The organism is Mesorhizobium dulcispinae (assembly GCF_033977345.1).
Classification (GTDB): Bacteria; Pseudomonadota; Alphaproteobacteria; order Rhizobiales; family Rhizobiaceae; genus Mesorhizobium; species Mesorhizobium dulcispinae.
The window spans coordinates 289609-311792 of record NZ_JAVIIY010000008.1; the positions used below are offsets into that span (position 1 = coordinate 289609).

The following is a 22184-nucleotide window of genomic DNA, read 5'->3' on the forward strand; positions in this document are numbered from 1 at the left end:
GCGAGATGCCGCTGATCCTCGACATCGCCGTCACCCATATCGCCGGCCGCGGTCGCCAGACGCTGGTGGCGTTGATCGGAGTGGCGGTCGGTGTCGGCTTCTCGGTCGCCATGGCGGCGCTGATGCAAGGCGGGCAGGACGATTTCGTCAGGCAGCTTGTCGACACCATGCCGCATGTCGACGTGACTGATGAGCAGCGCGTGGCTCGCCGCCAGCCTGTCGAGGACGTGTTCGATGCCGTCGCCATATCGGGTCTCAGGCCACGCGACGACCGCCGGGGGATCATCAATCCGACCGAAGCGATCGCATGGCTCGAAAGCTGGATACCTGGACGCTTCGCTGTCAGCCTAAAGACGCAGGGCGTGATGCGCTATTCGAGCCGCGAGACGGGCGCCGCCATCATCGGCGTCGAACCGGCGCGCGAGCGTGGCGTGTCGCCGATTGTCGATGACTTCGTCGCCGGCAATTTCGCGGCGTTGGCCGCAGGCGGAAACAACGTGCTGGTAGGCGACACCATGGCGAGCAGGCTCGGCGCCGGGCTCGGCGACACAATAACGGCGGTGTCGTCGGAAGGGCAGACGCGCAACTTCAAGATCACAGGCCTGTTCCACACCGGCACGACCGCGCGTGACGAAGGCGAGGCCTACATTCTGTTGAAAAACGCACAGATCCTTGCGGAGCGGCCGAACGTCATCAACGAGATCCGAATCAAGCTCGACGACCCGAACCGTGCGCCGCTGGTGGCGCACCGCACCGAGGCGGAGCTCGGCTACAAGGCGGTGGCCTGGCAAGAGGCCAACGAAGCGATCCTGCAGGCCTTCGTCATCCGCAACATCATCATGTATACCGTGGTCGGCGCCATCATGCTGGTCGCGGGCTTCGGCATCTTCAACATTATTTCCACCATCACCCATGAGAAGACGCGCGACATCGCCATCATGAAGTCGCTCGGCTTCCCGGAAGCGGATATGCGGCGCCTGTTCCTGCTCGAAGGCGTGGCGATCGGCGCCGGCGGCTCGGCGCTCGGCTGCATGCTCGGCTTCGCTCTGGTCTATGCGCTGTCACTGGTGAGCTTCAAGATCGCCGCTGCCGGCCGGGAGATGACCCATCTGCCGATCGCCTGGAGCGCGCTGCATTACCTCATCGCCTCGGTCTTCGCGGTCGGCTCGGCGGCGGTAGCCGGCTTTTTGCCGGCGCGGCGGGCGGCGAGGCAAAACCCGGTCGACATCATCAGGGGCGCGACATGAGCACGCTCATCGAGACATCGAGGCTGACCAGGATTCTACCGGAGACGGTGCCGGTGACGCTCGTCGAGGACATTTCTCTTCGGATCGACGAGAAGGAATTCGTCGCCATCACCGGTCCGTCCGGCTCGGGGAAGTCGTCACTGCTCTACCTGCTCGGCCTTCTCGACCGGCCGACTTCAGGGCGGCTCACGATCGCTGGCCGTGACAGTGGCCCTATGGACGAAAAGGAACGCGCCAGAACACGGCTCGAAATGATGGGCTTCGTGTTCCAGTTCCATTTTCTGTTGCCGGAGTTCACGGCACGCGAAAACGTAGAGATCCCGATGCGCAAGTTAGGCCGGCTCGCCAGAGACGAGATGCACGAGCACGCCGGTGATCTGCTCGGCTCGCTTGGACTGGGCGAGTATCTCGACCAACGGCCGGATCAGTTGTCAGGTGGTCAGCGCCAGCGGGTAGCGGTGGCGCGCGCGCTTGCCAACGATCCTCCGCTTATCCTCGCCGACGAACCGACCGGAAGCCTTGACAGCAAGAGTTCGGAGCAGGTGTTCGAAATACTGCAGAACCTGGTGCGTGAGCGCGGCAAAGCGGTGGTCGCCGTGACGCATGACCTGGACATGGCCGCGCGCATGCAACGCCGGATCCACATCGTGGACGGCAAGATCACCTGAAGGCCGCGCCTTGCACCTGAAGGGGGGCGGCGCAAACGCCGCCCCCTTCGGAACATGATCTTGAGAGGATAATCCTCGATCGACGGCTCAAGCCGCCTGGGCTTCGCTGGCGATTGCGTCGGCGGCGCGAGCCGCCTTCAGCACTTTCGCCCACCAGGCGACGTCGTTGACCAGCGCTGCGCCGGCCTGGTTGAGGTGCTCGATATCCTCGAGCTTCTTCTCGCCCTGGCGCACGGCCAGGAAATCGCCCCAGGCGATGTGGACGGCCGACTTGACGGGCGCCATCTGCAGCTCGACGGCGTGCAGCCGGAGCTGTTCGACGGCGCGCGAACCGCCGACGCTGCCATAGCCCACGAAACCGGCCGGCTTCTTGTTCCATTCATTGGCGGCGTAGTCGATGGCGTTCTTCAGCACCGCGGTCGGGCCGTGATTGTATTCGGCGGCGGTGAAGATGAAGCCATCGAACTCGGCCACCTTCTTCTGCCAGCGCTGCGCCACCTCGTTCTGCGACGGCGCCCAGGCGGACGATGCGACCTCGTCGAAGAAGGGCAGCGGGAAGTCGCGCAGATCGACGACTTCGACGTCGATGTCGGCATGCGTCTTGGCGATCTTGGCGATCCACTGCGTCGGCACGTCGGCGAAGCGGGCGGCGCGTGTCGAACCGACGACAATGGCGATTTTGGGCTTGGACATTGGGCTCTCCTTGCGGGGGAATTTCTGGTATCGTTTGGATACCGGCGCTATATGTGATACTGACAAATCGGCGCGCAAGGAGGCACATTTTTGTTACTGAGGCACCCGCATAACACCGAAGACTGCCGGGCCGTGTCGGAAATCCTGCAAAGGGTCGGCGACAAATGGACCGTTCTGGTGGTCGGCAAGCTGGGCGGCGGGCCGTTGCGTTTCAACGAATTGCGCGCCGCTGTCGGCGGCATTTCTCAGAAGATGCTGACCACGACCTTGCGTGGTTTGGAGCGCGACGGCTTCGTCACGCGAAAAGTGTTTCCGACCATTCCGCCGCGCGTCGACTACGAGCTGACCGAGCTCGGCCACGAGTTGCTGGTGCCGGTCGGCGCGCTCGGCGAATGGGCGCGCAAGAACACCGATCGAGTGAAGGCAGCGCGCGCGAAATTCGACAGCAACAAGCCCTGAAATCCTTGCGGCGCAAGCGATTGCGGGCTCTCGCGGAAAGGCAACCGCCCGCGTCACGCCTGCAACCCGCATTCGATTTTGATTGCTTCGCCGCTGCCCGGCTGCCGTGTCACGTTCACCGGCGCGCCGCCGCCGTCCGGCCGATGATCCTCTTCCGCCGGCAGCCCGTCAGGCGCTTCGGCTCGTGCTGCTGCAGCACAGGATAGTGCGGGGATCGAGCCACGCTGCCCTGGTGTCGACGGGCGTCTGGTTATCCGCGCGGGCAACACGCGGAAGGTCCTTTTTGACCTCCATATAGGCAGTTATGCCGAGCAGGCAGGTGAGCGCGACGAGGGCTGCCACGAGCCAGCCGTTCAGCATGCGTTGACGCATTGTCTTTCCTCCAGCGCAGGCACGATCGGGCGTGGAAGCAACCATCGGATGTCGCCGGACGCATCTCCCGCGCGAGAGTTGTTACAAATATGCCGATCCGGAGAATCGACTTCCGTCAGGCTTCGGCCGGCACCGGCTTCGGCTTGCCCTCGCCGTCCAGCGCCACCATGACGAAATCGGCATGGGTGACCTTCTCCATCAGGTCGGAGAGATAGCGCTGCGCCCAGGCTTCGACCTTGAGCACCATCGAGGTGCGGCCGACGCGCTCGACATGGGTGTAGATGCAGAGCGTGTCGCCGATCTTCATCGCCTTGGCGAAGGACATCTCCTTGACCGCCGCCGTCACCACGCGGCCCTTGGCGCGCTCGGCGGCGCGGATGCCGCAGGCAAGATCCATCTGCGCCATCACCCAGCCGCCGAAGATGTCGCCGGCGGCGTTGGCGTCGGACGGCATGGCAAGCGTCCTCAGTGTCAGGTCGCCGATCGGCCGTCCGTCCGCGTAGTGCACCATGCCGGAAATCCCCTGAGATCGATTGCCTCGATCCCGTAGCGTCACTGCGCCGGCAGGTCAACGCGCCCGGACGGTGTCGCGAGGGGGGCGATGGTCGCCCTGCAGGCTTGCCTGGCCGCTAGAAGTACCGCGCGAGGTTGGCGCGGATGCGATCGAGCACGGTGTCCCCGGAAACGTCGGGGACGAAATCCTTGCCGGTGATGGCTTCATAGGCCTGCGCATAGACCCGCGAGGCCTGTTCGACGATCTCATCCGGTATCGTCGGGATCGGATCCCGGTACGGATCGCAGCGCGCGGCGACCCACGACCTGATGAAATCCTTGTCGAAGCTCTCAGGCCGTGCGCCGCTCGCGAAGGCCTGCTCGTAGCTCGCCGCGATCCAGTACCGGCTGCTGTCCGGCGTGTGAATCTCGTCGGCCAGGATGATCGCCCCGCTCTTGTCGGTGCCGAATTCGTACTTCGTGTCGGCGAGGATGAGCCCTCGCTCGGCGGCGCGCGCCTGGCCCCGGGCGAACAGCCGCAAGGCGTAGTCCGACACGGTTTCCCACTGCGCCTGCGTCAGAAGGCCCTGTTCGAGGATCTCGGCCTTCGACAGCGGCTCGTCATGGCCGCCATCCAAGGCCTTGCTCGTCGGCGTGATGACCGGCTCGGCCAGCTTCTCATTGTCGCGCAGGCCGTCCGGCAGGCTCATTCCATACATGGTCCGCTCGCCCTTCCGGTACCTGGTCAGGATCGAGGTGCTGGTGGTTCCGGCCAGATAGCCGCGCACGACGATCTCGACCGGCAGTATATCCAGCCGCGTGCCGACGACGACATTCGGATCAGGATATTCGAGGACATGGTTGGGACAAATATCGGCAGTTTCTTCGAACCAGTAGCGGGCTGTTTGGGTAAGAATCTCGCCCTTGAAGGGGATCGACGCCAGAATGGTGTCGAAGGCACTGATACGGTCGGTGGCGATGATGATGCGCCTTCCGTCCGGCAGGTCGTAGTTTTCGCGGACCTTGCCCTTGTAGTAGCCGGGCAGTTCCGGGATGAAGGCATCGGAGAGGGTGCGCATATGGATCTCCTGCCTTCCGCAGATTGGTCGATGGCAATCGCATAAGCTCTCGACCCCGTGCATATCAAGCGCGATTGTCGGGTTATCCCGCAACTCCGTCGGTATTCCGGCGGTCGTATTTTTCACAACCGATGCCGGAAGGCACGGCGACGCGGCGAACCCGCCGCGTCTAGGCTGCGGCCAGATTTCCGGAGCCGCCCAGACCAGTCATGCAGACCTATGATTTCATCATCGTCGGCTCCGGCTCGGCGGGCTCGGTTCTCGCCGAACGGCTCTCGGGATCGGGCCGCTTCTCTGTGCTGGTGCTGGAGGCCGGCGGCACCGATCGCAGGTTCTATGTCCAGATGCCGCTCGGCTACGGCAAGACCTTCTTCGATCCGGCCGTCAACTGGAACTACAAGGCCGAGCCCGATCCAGGCCTCGGCAACAATGCCGATCACTGGCCGCGCGGCAAGCTGCTCGGCGGCTCGAGCTCGATCAACGCCATGGTCTTCATCCGCGGCGCGCGGGAGGATTTCGACGCTTGGGCCGCCGCCGGCAATCCCGGCTGGAGCTATGACGCGCTGCTGCCCGCCTTCAAGGCGCTGGAGGACAATGAGGCGGGCGCCGACCAGTGGCGCGGCGTCGGTGGCCCCTTGCACATCACTGATTGCTCGAACGCGGTGCACCCGCTGACCAAGCGATATCTCGCCGCCGCCCAGCAGGCCGGCCTGCCCTTCAATCCGGATTTCAACGGCGCCACCCAGGAAGGCGTCGGCGTCTACCAGATCACGACAAAGAACGGCCGCCGCATGTCGGCCGCCCGCGCCTTCCTGCGCCCGGCGATGAAGCGCAACAATGTCAGCGTCGAGACCAACGCGCTGGCGACGAAAATCCTGTTCGAAGGCAAGCGCGCCGTCGGCGTCGAATATGAGCAGAACGGCGAAAGGAAGATCGTCCGCGCGGGCCGCGAGGTGATCCTCTCAGCCGGCTCGATCAACTCGCCGCAGTTGCTGCAGCTCTCCGGCGTCGGTCCGTCGGCGTTGCTAAGCGGCCTCGACATCCCGGTCGTTCATGCCAACGACAATGTCGGCACCAACCTGCAGGACCATGTCGGCATCAACTACACTTTCAGGGGCAAGCTGCCGACGCTGAACCAGATCCTGCGGCCGTGGTGGGGCAAGCTGCTGGTCGGCATGCAATACATCCTTTTGCGCTCAGGCCCGCTGTCGCTGTCGATGAACAATGCCGGCGGCTTCTTCCGCACCGACCCGTCGATGGCGCGGCCGAACATGCAGCTTTATTTCCAGGCCTTCTCGACCGTCATCCCGAAGAGCGGCGAACGCCCGATCCTGACGCCCGATCCATGGCCGGGCTTTTCCATCGGCCTTTCCAACTGCCGCCCGTCGAGCCGCGGCGAGATCATGATCCGCTCGAGGAATCCGCGCGACTATCCGAGGATCACGGCGAACGCCTACTCGACCAACGCCGATGTCGACGAGATGCTGGCGGCGGTGAAGTTCGTGCGCAAGATCGCCGCGATGCCGGCCATGGCCGAGATTATCGAGGAAGAGGTTTTGCCTGGTCCGTCAGTCACTTCCGATGCCGATCTGATTCAGGATTTCAGGAAACGCTCGGGCACCGTCTACCACCCGGTATCGACCTGCCGCATGGGCCCGGACGCCGCGCGCGCCGTCGTCGACCCGCGGCTTCGGGTGCACGGGCTCGAGGGCCTTCGCGTCATCGACGCGTCGATCTTTCCCGACAACATCACGGGCAACACCAACGCCGCCTCGATCCTCACCGGATGGAAAGGCGCCGAGCTGGTTCTGGAGGATCAGAAATGAAAGTCACCGACGTCAAGACCTGGGTTGTCGGCAACCCGCCGCCCGGCATCGGCGGCAAGTATTTCATCTTCGTCAAGCTCACCACCGACGGCGGCGTGGTCGGCTACGGCGAGGCCTACAACGCCACCTTCTCGGCGCATGTCACCGCCAGGATGATCGAGGACATGGCCGAGCGCTACCTGATCGGCCGCGATCCGCACGATGTCGAGAACCTCTTCCGCCGCATCTATTCCTCCGGCTTCACCCAGCGCCCCGACGTTTCCGGCATGGGCTGCTTCTCGGCGCTCGAAATGGCCTGCTGGGACATCATCGGCAAGGAGGCCGATAAGCCGGTATACAAGCTGCTTGGCGGCCAGGTGCATGAGACGCTGCGCTCCTACACCTATCTCTATCCGCACATCGGCAGCGTCCATTCGGAGGACGCGCCGAGCGGCAGGAACGTCTACAACGACCCCGAGATGGCGGCCGCCTGCGCGCTCGAATATGTCGAGCAGGGTTTCAACGCCGTGAAGCTCGACCCGGCCGGTCCTTATACCGCCTTTGACGGTCATCAGCCGCGCCTGCTCGACATCGATGTCTCGACCCGTATGATCAAGGCGATCCGCGAGGCCGTCGGTAACAGGGCGGACATCCTGTTCGGCACGCATGGGCAGTTCACCGCCTCGGGCGCGCTGCGGCTTGCCCGTGCCATCGAGCCCTATGATCCGTTGTGGTTCGAGGAGCCGGTGCCGCCCGACATGCCGGAGGTGATGGCGCAAGTCGCCCGCGGCACATCGATCCCGATCGCCACCGGCGAGCGGCTGACGACGAAGTTCGAATTCGCGCGCGTCATCGAGAACCGCGCCGCGACCATCCTGCAGCCGGACCTCGGCCGCTCCGGCGGTATTCTGGAGACCAAAAAGATCGCCGCCATGGCCGAGGCCTATCACATCCAGGTCGCGCCGCATTGCTATTGCGGGCCGATCGTCGGCGCCGCCAACATCCAGCTGGCAGTGACGCTGCCCAACTTCCTCATTCTGGAATCGCTGAAGCAGTGGGACGGTTTCCACGCCACGCTGCTCAAGAAGAAAATCGAATGGCAGGACGGCAACGTCATCCCCTCGAAGGAGCCCGGCCTCGGCGTCGAGCTCAACGAGGAGGTATGCGACGCGCATCCTTATAGCGGCAAGGACCTGCATCTGCAGATGATGCAGACGCCGCTGATGCCGTGAGCACGCGCCTCGCGTACGCCTTCATCGGCCTTGGCCATCTTGGCGGCAACCTTGCCGCCAGCCTGCTGCGCAACGGCTTTGCCGTCACCGTCTTCGACCGCGACCCCGTGGCGATCGAGCGGCTTGTCGCGCTCGGCGCAACAGCAGCAACAAGTCCTGCGGAGGCAGCCGCCCGCGCCGGCAATGCGGTCACCTGTCTGCCCTCCCCGAAGGTGAGCGAGGCGGTGCTCGGCGGCCCCGACGGATTGCTTCAAGGCCTGCCCTCGGGCGGCGCCTGGATCGAGATGTCGACCAATGGCCGCGACGAGATCGTGCGGCTCGCGGCGCTTGCTTCGGCGAAAAGCATTGAGACGCTGGAATGCCCGGTCACAGGCGGCGTGCATATGGCGGCGGCAGGAAAGATCACTGCGCTGGTCGGCGGCGACCCCGCGCTCTACGAGCGGCACCGGCCGGCGATCGAGGCGATGTGCGCGAAGTCGTTCCTGATGGGTCCGGTCGGCTCGGCGGCGGTGATCAAGGTCATCACCAATATGCTCGCCTTCATCCATCTGGTCGCCGCCGGCGAGGCGCTGATGCTTGCCAAGCAAGGCGGGCTCGACCTTGCTCAGGCCTACCACGCCATCGTCGCCTCCTCCGGCAACAGCTTCGTGCACGAGACCGAAAGCCAGCTTGTCCTCAACGGCTCCTACGACATCGGCTTCACCATGGATCTGGCGCTGAAGGATCTCGGTTTCGCGCTTGCCATGGGCAGGGATTTCGGCGTTCCGCTCGATCTCGCCGCCCGCGTCAACGCGATTTTCGACGAGGGCAGGCGCGCCTATGGCGGCGACGCCTGGTCGACGCAGATCGTCAAGCTGCTCGAGGATGCCGTGGGTACCGAGCTTCGCGCCCCCGGCTTTCCAGCCAGGCTGGAAACATAACCCGCAAAAGTTTTAGCCAGCTATTTCAATCACCTAAGCGCGCCCGCGGAATCAGATGTTGAATCCATTGATTCAACATCTCAACGTCAGCGCACCGGGCAGGATCTCGAAGGTCGCCGGGATCCGGCCCGGCGACTCGCCGTCAATGTCGACCATCGCTCCGTTCTTCTCCACATCGCCCAGTGGCTCGACCAGCACCTTGCGGCCGCGCAGGATGGTGATCGCCGGATGGTTGCGGTGACGCCCGCCATAGAGCAGGCGGATGTCCCGGATCAGCCCGAGCTTGCCGGCGGCGCGCAGGATGACGATGTCGAACTGACCGTCGGACAGATCGGCGTCCGGCGCGATCATCATGCCGCCTCCGAAGAACCTTCCGTTGGCGACCGCCACCAGCGCCACGCGCGCCTCGACCGGCTCGCCGTCATCTATGGTGATCCTCACGTCCTGGAAGCGGTAGCGGATGAATTCGAGTACCGTGCGCCAGAAGAACAGCGCCTTGGCCGAGACCCTGCCCTTGCGCTTGTCCGCATTGACCGCTCGATCGGTGGCGCCGGAGAGGCCGAGGCTGGCGATGTTGATGAAGTGACGGCTGGCCAGCGCGCCGTGGTCATCGATGTAGCAGATGCGCCCGGCATCGACCTTGCGCGTGTTGGCGCCGGCGATGCGCGCCAGCGCTTCCTCGATTCCGTCCGGCAGGCCCAGGCCTCGCGCGAAGTCGATACCGGTGCCGCAGGGCAGAAGCCCGAGCTGACTCGCCCGGCCGGTCTCGTGCTTTGCCTGCAGCAGCCCGTCCGCTACTTCGCTCGCCGTGCCGTCACCGCCGGCGGCAATCACCAGCTCGCAGCCATCGACCGCCAGGTCGATCGCCAGCCGCTCGGCGTCGCCGCTGGTCTGTGTCTCGCGCAGGTCGAAATCGCCGAAATGCTTCTTGAGCGACGCGGCGATCTCCGGCCAATGCCGCTTGAGCTTGCCCCCTCCCGCAATCGGATTGAGAACCACCCCGACCTTCAATCTGACCTCCCCCGAGGCATGCCGCTCCAAACATGCAGCGCGGTTTCGGGATAACGACAAGCATCCGCCAAGAGTCTGCAGCGGACGCCCGCATCCTTTGCCGGCATTGAAACGCGGGCCGGTTGGCGGGGCAAGGCTCCATCGTCCAAAGGGCCGCGGAAATATGGGGGCAGGCTGTCTAGGAGATCTGGCCGGCAATTTCCGGGACTTGTCGCATCGGTCCCCGATAATCCCGCTATCCACAGGTCCGCATGTATTCCGCAAACCCCTTACCCGGCGTACATTGAACCCATCTCAGGCGGCTACCGAACGCCCCAGCCGAAAGGCAGAAGCGCAAGGCGGATTTCCTGAGGCCCGTACGGCCCGGAACGAGAGCAGGTTCGCCTGCTGGAGGGACGGATGCCGAGACCTACGGGTGCCGCGGAAAGCGTGCGAACGCCGACGGCGGACCGATGCTGACCATGAAGGCGGTGAAACCTTCGATGGCATGCTGGGCGAAGCCCGCAAGGGCGGAGAGCGGCGTGGTCTGGAACGGGCGTTGCCTTCGGGTGGCGACTGGCAGGACCGTCAAAATCAAGGCCGGCCTGGCGCGACGACTTTACGGAAGTTGCTGCCGTAACCGGTTCCTGATCTGACAGGGAGGCGCTGGGAGAGATCCCAGCGCCGACTGTCTTTTGGGCCATCCGCCTCGCCGGCTTTGTGCCGGCCCCGCACCTCGCCTGCGTCCGCTACTGATGCTTTCCCGCCACAATCGCAAGCCAAGCAATCTTCCGTAACGCGCCGACACGCACAATTCACAATCGCGGCCAAATCCCGCCTTGTTCCCCGGCGATTGATCGGCCCGGGAACGAATTCGAGGGACAAGACCGTGATCAAGACCGCCCTTGTCGCCATGACCATCGTCGGCTGCGACTGCGATGCCAAGCTCTGCGAGTATATCGGCGAGACGCCCGCCAAATGGGCGACGATCGCCGACTGCGAAGCGGCGATGAAAAGCCAGATGCTGCATCAGCGCAATTTCAACTATCCGCTGGTTTCCGGCATCTGCCGCGTCAAGGGTTCGGCATCGACCGCGGAGCTCGCCGCGAAGGCATCCGGGCCGGAGCTGAAGCCGTCGAACCGCGTCGTCGAAACCATCGCGCCCTTGCCGCCCGAGCTCAGCCATCGCCCGACCGTCCCGGTCGGCGCGACGGTGACGGCCAGCGAGACCGAAGCCGCGCGGCCTGTCGCCTTCGAGGCCGCTGTCGACGGCGGCAGCGCCGTGCTCTACCGCACCAAGACCGGTTATGCCGTGGTCAAGACCGACCTAGGCCGCGCCGCGACCGCTACCGTGGACATGGCGAAGCGGTCGGCCAACTGGCTGGCGGGACTGGTTCCGAGCGGGCTGTAGGGCAATTGCAAGCAAAAAGGCGCGGCGCGGGTCAGCATTTCGCCGAGCTGAACCCGCCCAGCGATCTACAACTTCACCTTCAGGGTCTCCCAGAACTTGTCGATCATCGGCTGCTCGGTTGCGGTGTCCTGATCGCCGATGCGCGTGATGAACAGCAGCCCCTGATCGGCAAGGCCGAAGCCGACGATCTCGAAATCGGCTTTGTCCGTGCGTGTCTTCACGGTGGCCTTGATGCCGGTCAGCTGCCTGCCGTCGGCGAGCTTGCGGGTCGTCGGCTCCTGCTTCAGCGTTGCGCCCGCCTGGACCGATTCCTTCGTCATCTCCTGCAACATCAGCTGGTTGAGCGACACCGGATTCATCTTGCCGTATTCCTGCACCACCACGATGGTGCCCAGCGCCGAAGCCGCCAGGTATTGGGTGATGCTGTCGCCGAGATCGGTCTTGGTGACCGAGATGCCGCTCGGATGGACGAAGGAGAAAGTGCCGCCGGAGAAGGTGGCGAAGTCATTGCGTTCGAGCCTCACCTTGGCCGTCTTGCCACCGGGCAAGGTCACGACCGCGTCCTCGCCGGGATCGATGTCGACCGCCGCGCCGTCGATCGTCAGCTTGAACGCCTTCAGGTCCTCGGCACGGGCGAGCCCGAAGCAAAGCATCGTCGCGGTGAGCGCCGCGGCCGCAAATCTCATTCGCATGTCCTGTCCACTCCGGCGTTCGACGCTTTCGACGACCGAGAGCGCTTCCGTTCCCCTTACCATCCGCTCGTGACGGATAGACCGACCACTCCGCAAAAACCATAGTGGGTATCGGAACGCCGGGCTGCGCGCGCCGACGGCGGCGAGAAATCGCCCGATTGATAATGACGGCACGGTGCGGGAAGATGGTTGCCTATCTGGAGTTGGGGGGCTTCATGACCTTTGCCGTTCGCACCGCACTATGCCTGCTGCTGTCGCTCGCTCCTTTGCAAGTCCAAGCGCAGGACACCGATCAGGATGGCGACAGGACGGTGATGGTTGCCCGGGACGATGCCGAGATGGCAGCAGCGATCGCAAAGGCACGATCCAGCCTGGATGACTTCCTGGCTTTGTCCGATGCGCCGCCGCCGGGAACCGGCAGGTTCAAGTTGAAGGTGATGGTCGTCGACGGAGACGCGAGGGAGCACTTCTGGGTCATCCCCTTCAAGCGGACCGCCACGGGCTTCGTCGGCATATTGGCCAACGAGCCGGAACTCGTCCGCAACGTCGTCTTCGGCCAGAACATCGAATTCACCAGAGACGATATTTCCGACTGGGGCTACACCAGGGACGGCCATCAGGTCGGCAGCTTCACCGTCTGCGTGATGTTCAAGAAAATGTCGAAGGAAGAAGCCGACTACATGCGCAGCCAGTACGGCTTCGATTGCTGAACCAAGGCGCGTTATTCAGCCGCTTCGTCCTTGGCCCCGATCTTGCGCACGAGTGCTGCCGTCGCCAGCATCGCGCCGAGATCGGCGATCATCGGCGCGACATGCGTGTTGTAGTCGATCGGCACGGAGATATCCGGCAGCTCGAAGAAGTTCTTCGACCGCGGCATCAACAGAAAACCGTCGCTGCCGCTCAGCGCCACCCGGGCCTGGTCGTAGGGCCATGTCTCGCCGAGCCAGGTCAGCGCCTGCGCCAGTCGCCCGGTGACCAAGGGTCGGGCCGCCTCGACATTGTCGGTGCGGAACTCATAGGTGGCGTCGAGTTCGGCGACACCGGATGACAGCTCCTGCATCTTGCTGGCGAACATCCCGCGGAAGAAATGCACCACGTTGCCGGCCTTGCGCGCGGCAACCAACGTGCCCGGGAACGGCTCGATGGTTTCGAAGGCGACGATGACGCCCTTGAAGGCAATGGTTTCGCCCTTGCCGGAGCCTTCCCAGAGCCTCGCCTCATAAAGCTCGAAGGGAAAATCCTCGTAGCGTCCCGATATCGTGTCGTCGAAACTCTGCCGGTTGAACGCGCCGACGGTTTCACGCGGCATCCTGTCGAAGGAATTCGGCCGCACACCGCGCTGGCAGCGCACGTCGCGCACGAAGCCGAAGATGATCGGCAGGAGCGCGTCGCGGAAAGATTGCTGCAGTCGGGTCGCCGGTCTCAGCGCCTGGAAATAGAGCAGCACCGCGGCGATGACGCCGCCAAGGTAGAGGAAGACATGCGGCGTCGAGAACCATTGCTCGTAGGGGTCGGCGGCGGCGTTGAACAGCCAGGCAGTGAGTGCGACGAAGACGACGACCAGGCCGACAAACACCGGCACCCGCCAGCGCACCTGTTTCTGGGCTGACGCCCGCTTCGCCTCATAGGCCTCGATGTTGTGTCTGATGCCGGCGATATCGGCTTCGCTCGGCATGAAATCCGCTGCTTCCATGGCCACCCCCGGCCGCCGCTAGGACATTGCTCATGATAGCGGCTTTTGCGCGAAAGTCGCCAGCGGTCGAGGCGATCAGGTGTCGGTCTTCTGTCCAGGGAAAATCGCACCCAGGCGCGCCGCGACTCGCTGTCCCATCGCTCCGTCCATCGCCCCCACCGATACCAGCCGCTCATGGCCGCCTTTGGCGATGCGCATGAAGAAATGCAGCCGGTAGGCGGCAATCGTGCCGCGCGTGGCGGCATCGGCGCTGACATCGACGATGAGGATCGAGCCGATCCGGCCGGGCCATGGCTGCGTGGCAAAAGCCGTGCCGAGGAAATCGCCAAGACCGTAGGCGACGAGCGTGCCGCCGATGCGCTCGACTGGCTGCACGACATGGGCGTGATGACCGGCGACCAGCCGCACGCCGTGGCCCGCCAGCCGCTTTGCCAGCGCCCGCGTCGCCGGTCTCGGAAAGTGCCGGAACTCCCAATCCCAATGCGGCACCGCGCAGAGCAAGTCGACGTCCGCGATGGCCTCGCGCGGCCATTTGGTCGGATCATCAAGCATCGAGACCCGCTCCTCGAATTCCGCCGCATCGGCATTGCGCCACAGCGTGAAGGCGGCGAAGCCGATCGTCAGCTGCCCGGCGGCCTGGCGCTGGACCGGCGCGCCGGCCGCGGTGCCGATGGTGCGAATGCCGAGCCGCCCCAGCGCCGCAACCGTCTCCTCGAAGCCCGCGACACCCTGGTCGAGGACATGATTGTTGGCGAGCGACAGCACGAGCTTGTCGCGGGCGACGCCGACGGCCGCCAGCGCGTCCGCCAGGAAGCGCTCGGTCATCGCGTGATGCGTGCCGAGCCGCGTGCCCATCACGGCGCTCGGCCGCTCGACGATCGGGCTTTCGCAATTGCCGATCACGAGATCGGCGGAAGCGAGCAACGCCGCAATCGCAGGATCGCATTCCGGCGCCGTGCGATTGGCGACCGCCGAAATGTCACCGACGAAGGCAAGCCGCACCGTCTGCGCCGGCAGCGGATCGATCAGCGTCGCCGCCGGCGCTGTGAAACCGGTCCTGTCGCCGCCGAGCGACGGTTTCAGGAAACGCGGCAGCCAAGACAGTTTGTAGGAGAGCGGATAGTTCGACACGCGATGCCCAATCGTTTGCCCCGTGTGTAGACCGTTCCTCGGACCGGTTGAAGTCGGTCCCATGGCCGGCGGCCGGTTGATCGCCAGCCGCGACTCCACCGCGGCAAGGCGGGCGCCGTCGACCAAACCGGTGTATGGTCGCCGAGTGGAGGAAGACGATGACGCGCATTGCCGGCCTGATGGCTGCCGCCTTGTTTCTTTGCCTGCCGATTTCCTCGGTCGCCGCGGAAATGCCGGCCGCTGCAAAAACCCTGTTCGAGGCCAAATCCGTTGCGGAGCGGAACACGGCCTTGTCCTCGCTGGAGGCGGCGGCGCCAGGCGATCCGGCATCGGCCTATGCCGCCGGCGCCGGCGAATTCTTCACCGCGCTGGAGATCCTCGCCAGCGGCCTCCACCGCCACGGTTTCGAGAGCCCGCAATCCTTCATGTTGCCGCTGATGCGGCTGCCAGTGCCGGACAATCCCAACCCTGAGCCGCTGACCTATGAAGAATTCCGCGCCATCCTGGTCGCCTTCCGCGACCGGCTGGAGAAATCCGCAGCCACGCTCGGCTCGGTGCCGGGCGATGCCGATATCGGCCTGGTAGTCGACCTCACCCAGGCCGGCATCGATCTCAACGAGGATGGCAACATCGCGCCCGACGAAAGCTTCGCCGCGATCATGGCCTCGCTCTCACGCGGCGGCGTCGACACGAGCGATGCCGCACCGCAGCTTACCTTCCGCTTCGACCGCGCCGACGGCTATTGGCTGCAGGGCTACGCCGAGTTCCTGATGGCCCAGGCCGATTTCTGGCTGGCGCATGATTTCCGCAATGCCTTCGACGGCTCCTTCCACATGCTGTTCCCGCGCGCGAAACTGCCTTTGCAGGATACGCTGGTGCCGCCGGACGGCGGCATGAGCGGCAGCATCTTCGCCTCGGAATGGCGTTTCGCCGACTTCATCTCGCTGGTGCATCTCGTCAACTGGCCGGTGGTCGAGCCGGAGCGTCGGCAAGCCGCGCGCCGTCACCTGCTGGAGATGATCCGGCTGTCGCGGGAGGACTGGAAGGCGATCCTCGCCGAAACCGACAACGACCGCGAGTGGCTGCCGGGGCCGCAGCAGGAGGGCGTCAATCCGCTCACCGGCCTCGAGGTCGGCCAGGAGCAGGTGACGGCTTGGCTCGCCACTTTGACCATGGCCGAGGACCTGCTCGAAGGCCGTGTGCTGCTGCCGCATTTCCGCATCACCGGCAAAGGCATCAACATGAAGCGCTTCTTCGACGAGCCGAAACCTTTCGATCTCGTCCTGTCGATCACCGGCCCGGCGATCGCACCCTATCTCGAAAGCGGAAAAATCCTCGCCAGCGAGGACTTCGACCAGATCCAGCGCGAATTCGGCGGCGCCGGATTTTTGACCTTCGCGCTTTGGTTCAATTGAGGCGGCCGCCACGCACAGGCCCTGCCGCCACTCCTGACAGCCTGCTGTCAGCAGCCTCGGCGGGGCGCACCGGCCATTTCACTCCGCTCTTTCCATTTCGGCCGAGTCCTCCCATATTCGGGCCATGGCCAAACGCACTGACAAGAAAACGCCCTCGCCGGCGCAAGAGGGCGCGCCGAAACGGCGCAGCCCGTTGACCGAATTCCTCGACGCCGCCGAGCCGCTGCAGCCCGGCGGCTTTGCCGAGGCGCCGCAGAGCGAATTCTCCGGCGCCCCGCTGACCGGTTCGATCTCGGATTGGGCGGGGCAGATCGAACGCGAGGCGCAAAAGCAGCCGAAGGCAAAGGCGCCCAAGAAGATCCCCGAACGCTCGTCCGCGCCCGGCCGTACGGCGCGCGGCACATCGATGGGCGGCGCGGCGTCGGCGAAGGAGCGCGCGGCCGCCGGCCTCAATCCGGTGGCCGGCCTCGACATCAGCCTGGAGGACGCCGAGTCGGTTTCGTCGAGCGGTGTCACCGCCACTGTGGCGGCGCTTTCGGCGCTGATCGAATCCGGCAATCCGCTGCACAAGGACGGCCAGCTCTGGACGCCGCATCGCCCCGCCCGGCCGGAAAAGTCGGAAGGCGGCATCGCCATCAAGATGGTCTCGGATTTCGAGCCGGCCGGCGACCAGCCGACGGCCATCAAGGACCTCGTCGAGGGCGTCGACCAGAGCGACCGCACCCAAGTGCTGCTCGGCGTCACCGGCTCCGGCAAGACCTTCACCATGGCCAAGGTGATCGAGGAGACGCAGCGCCCTGCCTTGATCCTGGCGCCGAACAAGACGCTGGCCGCGCAGCTCTATGCCGAGTTCAAGAAATTCTTCCCGGAAAACGCCGTCGAGTATTTCGTCTCCTACTACGACTACTACCAGCCCGAGGCCTATGTGCCCCGGACCGACACCTATATCGAGAAGGAATCCTCGATCAACGAGCAGATCGACCGCATGCGCCACTCGGCGACGCGTTCGCTCTTGGAGCGCGACGACGTCATCATCGTCGCCTCGGTCTCCTGCATCTACGGTATCGGCTCGGTCGAGACCTATACCGCAATGACCTTCCAGATGCAGGTCGGCGACCGGCTCGACCAGCGAGCCCTGCTCGCCGACCTCGTCGCCCAGCAGTACAAGCGCCAGGACGTCAACTTCGTGCGCGGGTCGTTCCGCGTGCGCGGCGACACGATCGAGATCTTCCCCGCCCACCTCGAAGACCGCGCCTGGCGCATATCGATGTTCGGCGACGAGATCGAGGCGATCACCGAGTTCGACCCGCTGACCGGCCAGAAGACCGGCGAGCTGAAGAGCGTCAAGATCTACGCCAATTCGCACTATGTGACGCCGCGCCCGACCTTGAATCAGGCCATCAAGTCGATCAAGGAAGAGCTGCAGCACCGCCTGCAAGAGCTTGAAAAGGCTGGCCGTTTGCTGGAAGCGCAGCGACTGGAGCAGCGCACGCGCTTCGATCTGGAGATGCTTGAGGCGACCGGCTCCTGCGCTGGTATCGAGAACTATTCGCGCTATCTCACCGGCCGCCAACCGGGCGAACCGCCGCCCACCTTGTTCGAATATGTGCCCGACAACGCGCTGATCTTCATCGACGAAAGCCACGTCACCGTGCCGCAGATCGGTGGCATGTATCGCGGCGACTTCCGCCGCAAGGCGACGCTGGCGGAATATGGCTTCCGCCTGCCCTCCTGCATGGACAACCGGCCGCTGCGCTTCGAGGAGTGGGACGCCATGCGACCGCTGTCGGTCGCCGTCTCGGCCACGCCCGGCGGCTGGGAGCTGGAGCAGTCCGGCGGCGTCTTCGCCGAGCAGGTCATCCGCCCGACCGGGCTGATCGACCCGCCGGTCGAGGTGCGTCCGGCCAAGACCCAGGTCGACGATGTCGTCGGCGAGATCCGCGAGACCACCAGGCTGGGCTATCGCACGCTGGTCACGGTGCTCACCAAGCGCATGGCCGAGGACCTGACCGAGTATCTGCATGAGAACGGCATCCGCGTCCGTTACATGCACTCCGACATCGACACGCTGGAGCGCATCGAGATCCTGCGCGACCTGCGCCTCGGCGCCTTCGACGTGCTGGTCGGCATCAACCTGCTGCGCGAGGGCCTCGACATTCCCGAATGCGGCTTCGTCGCCATCCTCGACGCCGACAAGGAAGGTTTCCTGCGCTCCGAAACCTCGCTGATCCAGACCATCGGCCGCGCCGCCCGCAACGTCGACGGCAAGGTCATCCTCTACGCCGACCAGATCACCGGATCGATGGAGCGGGCGATGGCGGAGACCAACCGCCGCCGCGAGAAGCAGATGGAGTGGAACGCCGCCAACGGCATCACGCCGGAATCGGTCAAGTCGCGCATCGCCGACATTCTCGATTCCGTCTACGAGAAGGACCATGTCCGCGCCGACATCTCGCAGTTCACCGACGATGCCGGTGCGATGATCGGCAACAATCTGAAGACGCATCTCGAGGCGCTCGACAAACAGATGCGCGATGCCGCCGCCAATCTCGATTTCGAGAAGGCCGCGCGTGTCCGCGACGAGATCAAGCGCCTGCGCGAGATGGAACTTGCGATCTCCGACGATCCGCTGGCGCGCGAGGTGGAAAACCAAAGTCCGGCGTCAGGCCGCGAAAAGGGCAAGCACAACAAGGGCGTGGCCAGACACCGTACCGCCGAGGAGCAGGAGCGCTTCCGCAAGCTCGACGAAGCCCGCGCCGCCGAGGAAGCGGCCAAGGCTGCCCGCACCAACCTGTTCCGCAAGCCGCATCTCGATGAGATGGGCGCCGATGGCGCCGTGCCGGTGAAGAAACCGCTGTTCGCCAAGCCGTCAATCGACGACATGGGACCCGGAACCGACATGGCGACCCCGGCCGGTGCCGTCTCGCGCTCCCTGTTCAAGAAGCAGAGTGCGCAAGAAGCGCATGGTTCGGACTTCGGCATTCCGGGCGACCGCACCAAGCCTCTGTTCCGGAAGAACTCGCTCGACGAAATGACTGTGCGTCGCACGGAGAAGCCTGTCGAAGGAAAAGTGCCGACGAAGCCACAGCCAATCTCCCCCCGTGTGGGGGAGATGTCCGGCAGGACAGAGGGGGGCGCGAAGGAACGCGACGATTCTGACAAACCAATCGTTCGTCAGCGCTCCGGCATCGGCTCCTACGAGGATGCAGTCGACGAGCGCCGTCAGAAACGCCGGCCGGGCAAGACGGGGCGGCCGGGAAGGTAGGACCGTTGCGAATACTTTCGAACGGCGTCTAGACTGGCCCGATGGTCGTTGTCCGCAGACTTCAGGAAGACGAATTCAAGGCTTGTTTGGCCGAGCCTATGCGGGACGTCACGGCCACCGCGGAGGCCGCCATCGACATATGGCCATATGTCGAGGCGCTGGATTTGGAAGAAATCGGCGTGCCCTACCTGAACGACGTCCACTATGTCTACCGGGACGCCCAAAACCGTTTTGATCAGGTTTTGATTGGCACCGGCAGGTTCAACGCCCTTCTTGTGATCGTGGTCGATCTGGCCAAAAGCGCCGTGCACAGGCATTTCCTGCTCGATTTGAACAAGGAATATGGAACGACGGGTGGTCACCTGAAGTCCGTCTGACCAGCCACCACTCCATTGCGGCCCCTTGCTTCCGTCCCTCCCCTCGTATACCCAGATTCCCCAACTCGAACTCTGGAAAGGAGGGCTGCGTGTCTATCGATCACCACCGTCAGCGCGGCCCTGTCTTTGCCCTGCGAGCTTGCTTGCAGGGCTGACCGGGACGGTCCGGGAATTTTCCCCGTTTCGATTTTTTGGTCTGCCCTTCGTGGTGCCGCTGAACCTGGCCTGATGGCCTGCAGGCGCACCGTCAAAGTGCATTGATCCGGACTTTCCGGGCAGACCAGAGAAATCGACATGGCCCTGATCAGCCTCAAATCCCTCGGCGTCACCATGAGCGCGCCGCTCTTCTCCAATCTCGACCTCACGATCGGCGCCGGCGACCGGCTGGGCATCGTAGCAGCCAATGGCCGCGGCAAATCCACCTTGCTCAAATGCCTGGCGGATGAACTTGAACCCACCAGCGGCGACATCACACGATCGCGCGGCCTGCGCGTCGGTCATGTCGAGCAATCCGTTCCCGACGCATTGCTCAACCGCGGCTTCCATCAGGTTGTTGCCGACGCCTTGCCGCCCGAGCAGCGCGACAGCGAGCTCTGGCGTGTCGACGTGGTGCTGGATTCGCTCGACGTGCCTGAGGATATGCGCAACCGGCCGATGCGGGCGTTGAGCGGCGGCTGGCAGCGGCTGGCGCTGATCGCCCGCGTCTGGGTCACCGATCCGGATGTGCTTCTGCTCGACGAGCCGACCAACCATCTCGATCTCGCCAGGATCAGCCAGTTGGAAGGCTGGCTCAACACGCTGCCGCGTGACGTGCCGGTGATCATCGCCAGCCACGACCGCGCCTTCCTCGACGCCACCACCAACCGCACGCTGTTCCTGCGCCCGGAAGAATCGCCGGTGTTCTCGCTGCCCTATTCGCGCGCCAGGCAGGCGCTCGACGAGGTCGACGCCTCGACGGCGCGGCGGTTCGAGCGCGACATGAAGGTCGCCCAGCAATTGCGCCGCCAAGCCGCGAAGCTCAACAACATTGGCATCAACTCCGGCAGCGATCTGCTGACGGTGAAGACCAAGCAGCTCAAGGAACGAGCCGAGAGGCTGGAAGATGCGGCAGTGCAGGCGCATCGCGAACGCTCGACGGGTGCGATCAGGCTCGCCAACCGCGGCACCCACGCCAAGGTGCTGATCACGCTTGACGACGCGGCAGTCGAGACGCCCGACGGCACGCTGCTGTTCAGGACCGGCAAGCGCCATATCTGCCAAGGCGACCGCGTCGTGTTGCTCGGCCGCAACGGCGTCGGCAAGTCGCGCTTCATCGCCATGATCCGCAACGCCATCGCCGAACCGGGAACGGCGCCGAACGTCAAGGTGACGCCGTCGACCGTGCTCGGCTACAGCGACCAGGCGCTGTCGGGCATTAGCGGCGACGACACGCCGCTGGCGATGGTCTCGCGCCGCTTCAAGGTCGGCGAGCAGCGCGCCCGTTCGCTTCTCGCCGGGCCGGCGTCGCCATCGAGTTGCAGGAGAAAAAGATCGGCGCATTGTCGGGCGGGCAGCGGTCCAGGCTGATGATGCTGGTGCTGCGGCTGATCAACCCCAATTTCTACCTGCTCGACGAGCCGACCAACCACCTCGACATCGATGGCCAGGAAGCGCTGGAAGAGGAACTGCTGAAGCATCAGGCGAGCTGCCTGCTCGCCTCGCACGACCGCTCCTTCATCCGCGCGGTCGGCAATCGTTTCTGGCTGATCGAGAAACGGCGGCTGATCGAAGTCGATGGTCCCGAGGAGTTCTTCCGCGCGGCCGCCGCGGAGCGCTGGGACCACGACAAGGCCGGCCTGTAACGGCTGGCTTTCCGGGCGCACAAAAAATTCCGGCGATCTGTCGGATCGCCGCAGCACTCCTCGTCCTTGGGATGCCGACACGATGATGCCGGCATCAACCAGGGAGAATTCGTCATGTCGATACTGTCATCCATCGGCCGCATCGCCAATCAGTATGCGGCGGCGCGCGCCCGCTACCGCAGCGAACGCATGCTGCTTTCGCTGCCGGCTGACCTGCGCAAGGATATCGGCTTTCCGGAAATTCTCGACACCCGCAGCAGCCGCCGCACGGCCACCTTCAGCAAGGTCATCTGAACGTGGCCAACCGGTTCATGCGCCAGTCACTCGGCTTCCCCGGCTGCCCGGCCTGTTCGGGCTCGGCCCTCTGAAAAAATTTCCGCGATCGTGTAGGATTGCTGTCGC

At 64.6% G+C, this 22184-nt stretch carries 20 protein-coding genes and 1 pseudogene; 13 read left to right on the top strand and 8 right to left on the bottom strand.

All coding sequences use genetic code 11. From position 1 onward, the window contains the following. The first annotated feature begins 5 nt into the window (after positions 1 to 5). Positions 6 to 1247, top strand: coding sequence for an ABC transporter permease (locus RFN30_RS19435; protein WP_320263693.1), 1242 nt, complete (start codon positions 6 to 8; stop codon positions 1245 to 1247). Then, entirely contained in the window at positions 1244 to 1915 is a 672-nt protein-coding gene (locus tag RFN30_RS19440) for an ABC transporter ATP-binding protein (protein WP_320263694.1), read from the top strand. Before RFN30_RS19435 ends, RFN30_RS19440 begins: the two co-directional genes overlap by 4 nt. An 87-nt stretch (positions 1916 to 2002) precedes the next feature. Here RFN30_RS19440 and RFN30_RS19445 read toward each other — a convergent pair whose 3' ends face one another. Then, positions 2003 to 2608, bottom strand: a complete 606-nt coding sequence (locus tag RFN30_RS19445) for an NADPH-dependent FMN reductase (protein ID WP_320263695.1) — start codon at positions 2606 to 2608, stop codon at positions 2003 to 2005. 90 nt (positions 2609 to 2698) lie between these two features. Between RFN30_RS19445 and RFN30_RS19450 the strand changes: the two genes are divergently transcribed. Beyond that, the gene (locus RFN30_RS19450) at positions 2699 to 3067 is read left to right on the top strand and encodes a winged helix-turn-helix transcriptional regulator (protein ID WP_320263696.1); all 369 of its coding nucleotides are present in this window, start codon (positions 2699 to 2701) and stop codon (positions 3065 to 3067) included. A gap of 168 nt (positions 3068 to 3235) precedes the next feature. On the opposite strand, the gene RFN30_RS19455 is transcribed toward RFN30_RS19450, so the two are convergent. The 3 genes from RFN30_RS19455 to RFN30_RS19465 all read right to left on the bottom strand — a co-directional run bounded on the left by RFN30_RS19455 (position 3236) and on the right by RFN30_RS19465 (position 5010). Beyond that, the gene (locus RFN30_RS19455; RefSeq protein ID WP_320263697.1) at positions 3236 to 3439 is read right to left on the bottom strand and encodes a hypothetical protein; all 204 of its coding nucleotides are present in this window, start codon (positions 3437 to 3439) and stop codon (positions 3236 to 3238) included. 115 nt (positions 3440 to 3554) lie between these two features. After that, positions 3555 to 3950, bottom strand: a complete 396-nt coding sequence (locus RFN30_RS19460; RefSeq protein ID WP_320263698.1) for an acyl-CoA thioesterase — start codon at positions 3948 to 3950, stop codon at positions 3555 to 3557. A gap of 118 nt (positions 3951 to 4068) precedes the next feature. After that, complete coding sequence (locus RFN30_RS19465) at positions 4069 to 5010, bottom strand: phosphoribosylaminoimidazolesuccinocarboxamide synthase (RefSeq protein ID WP_320263699.1); 942 nt, start codon at positions 5008 to 5010, stop codon at positions 4069 to 4071. A gap of 209 nt (positions 5011 to 5219) precedes the next feature. Between RFN30_RS19465 and RFN30_RS19470 the strand changes: the two genes are divergently transcribed. The 3 genes from RFN30_RS19470 to RFN30_RS19480 are packed head-to-tail and all read left to right on the top strand — an operon-like array spanning position 5220 to position 8967. Further along, positions 5220 to 6836 (top strand): GMC family oxidoreductase, encoded by a 1617-nt coding sequence (locus RFN30_RS19470; protein ID WP_320263700.1) that lies wholly within the window; start codon positions 5220 to 5222, stop codon positions 6834 to 6836. After that, a complete protein-coding gene (locus RFN30_RS19475; protein WP_320263701.1) occupies positions 6833 to 8047 on the top strand; it encodes a mandelate racemase/muconate lactonizing enzyme family protein in 1215 nt (404 codons plus the stop codon). Before RFN30_RS19470 ends, RFN30_RS19475 begins: the two co-directional genes overlap by 4 nt. After that, positions 8044 to 8967, top strand: coding sequence for an NAD(P)-dependent oxidoreductase (locus tag RFN30_RS19480; RefSeq protein ID WP_320263702.1), 924 nt, complete (start codon positions 8044 to 8046; stop codon positions 8965 to 8967). The genes RFN30_RS19475 and RFN30_RS19480 overlap by 4 nt, the downstream gene beginning before the upstream one ends. Positions 8968 to 9039: 72 nt before the next feature. Here the strand turns inward: RFN30_RS19480 and RFN30_RS19485 are convergent, their stop codons facing one another. Further along, positions 9040 to 9978 carry a diacylglycerol/lipid kinase family protein gene (locus tag RFN30_RS19485; protein WP_320263703.1) on the bottom strand — a complete coding sequence of 313 codons (939 nt, stop codon included), beginning with the start codon at positions 9976 to 9978 and terminating at the stop codon, positions 9040 to 9042. A gap of 868 nt (positions 9979 to 10846) precedes the next feature. On the opposite strand from RFN30_RS19485, the gene RFN30_RS19490 reads away from it, so the two are divergent. After that, entirely contained in the window at positions 10847 to 11368 is a 522-nt protein-coding gene (locus RFN30_RS19490) for a hypothetical protein (protein WP_320263704.1), read from the top strand. Positions 11369 to 11433: 65 nt separating this feature from the next. Here the strand turns inward: RFN30_RS19490 and RFN30_RS19495 are convergent, their stop codons facing one another. Further along, positions 11434 to 12054 carry a hypothetical protein gene (locus RFN30_RS19495; RefSeq protein WP_320263705.1) on the bottom strand — a complete coding sequence of 207 codons (621 nt, stop codon included), beginning with the start codon at positions 12052 to 12054 and terminating at the stop codon, positions 11434 to 11436. A gap of 110 nt (positions 12055 to 12164) precedes the next feature. Here RFN30_RS19495 and RFN30_RS19500 point away from each other — a divergent pair, with 110 nt between their 5' ends. After that, a complete protein-coding gene (locus RFN30_RS19500; RefSeq protein ID WP_320263706.1) occupies positions 12165 to 12770 on the top strand; it encodes a YegJ family protein in 606 nt (201 codons plus the stop codon). Between the two features lie 11 nt (positions 12771 to 12781). On the opposite strand, the gene RFN30_RS19505 is transcribed toward RFN30_RS19500, so the two are convergent. Together RFN30_RS19505 and RFN30_RS19510 are read right to left on the bottom strand one after the other, a co-directional pair. Further along, positions 12782 to 13753 (bottom strand): hypothetical protein, encoded by a 972-nt coding sequence (locus tag RFN30_RS19505; protein ID WP_320263707.1) that lies wholly within the window; start codon positions 13751 to 13753, stop codon positions 12782 to 12784. Positions 13754 to 13828: 75 nt separating this feature from the next. Beyond that, entirely contained in the window at positions 13829 to 14884 is a 1056-nt protein-coding gene (locus tag RFN30_RS19510; protein WP_320263708.1) for a CapA family protein, read from the bottom strand. Positions 14885 to 15042: 158 nt separating this feature from the next. On the opposite strand from RFN30_RS19510, the gene RFN30_RS19515 reads away from it, so the two are divergent. From RFN30_RS19515 to RFN30_RS19535, 5 genes and pseudogenes are all read left to right on the top strand, one after another. Further along, a complete protein-coding gene (locus RFN30_RS19515) occupies positions 15043 to 16299 on the top strand; it encodes a hypothetical protein (RefSeq protein WP_320263709.1) in 1257 nt (418 codons plus the stop codon). A 124-nt stretch (positions 16300 to 16423) separates the two neighbouring features. Continuing rightward, positions 16424 to 19564 (top strand): excinuclease ABC subunit UvrB, encoded by a 3141-nt coding sequence (gene uvrB / locus RFN30_RS19520; RefSeq protein WP_320263710.1) that lies wholly within the window; start codon positions 16424 to 16426, stop codon positions 19562 to 19564. A gap of 41 nt (positions 19565 to 19605) precedes the next feature. Next, on the top strand, positions 19606 to 19941 hold the full coding sequence (locus tag RFN30_RS19525) for a hypothetical protein (RefSeq protein ID WP_320263711.1): 336 nt from the start codon (positions 19606 to 19608) through the stop codon (positions 19939 to 19941). 294 nt (positions 19942 to 20235) lie between these two features. Continuing rightward, positions 20236 to 21782 (top strand): annotated as a pseudogene (locus RFN30_RS19530) (ABC-F family ATP-binding cassette domain-containing protein). Between the two features lie 114 nt (positions 21783 to 21896). Continuing rightward, positions 21897 to 22076: a hypothetical protein gene (locus RFN30_RS19535; protein WP_320263712.1), complete on the top strand. Its 180-nt coding sequence runs from the start codon at positions 21897 to 21899 to the stop codon at positions 22074 to 22076. Positions 22077 to 22184: the final 108 nt, after the last annotated feature.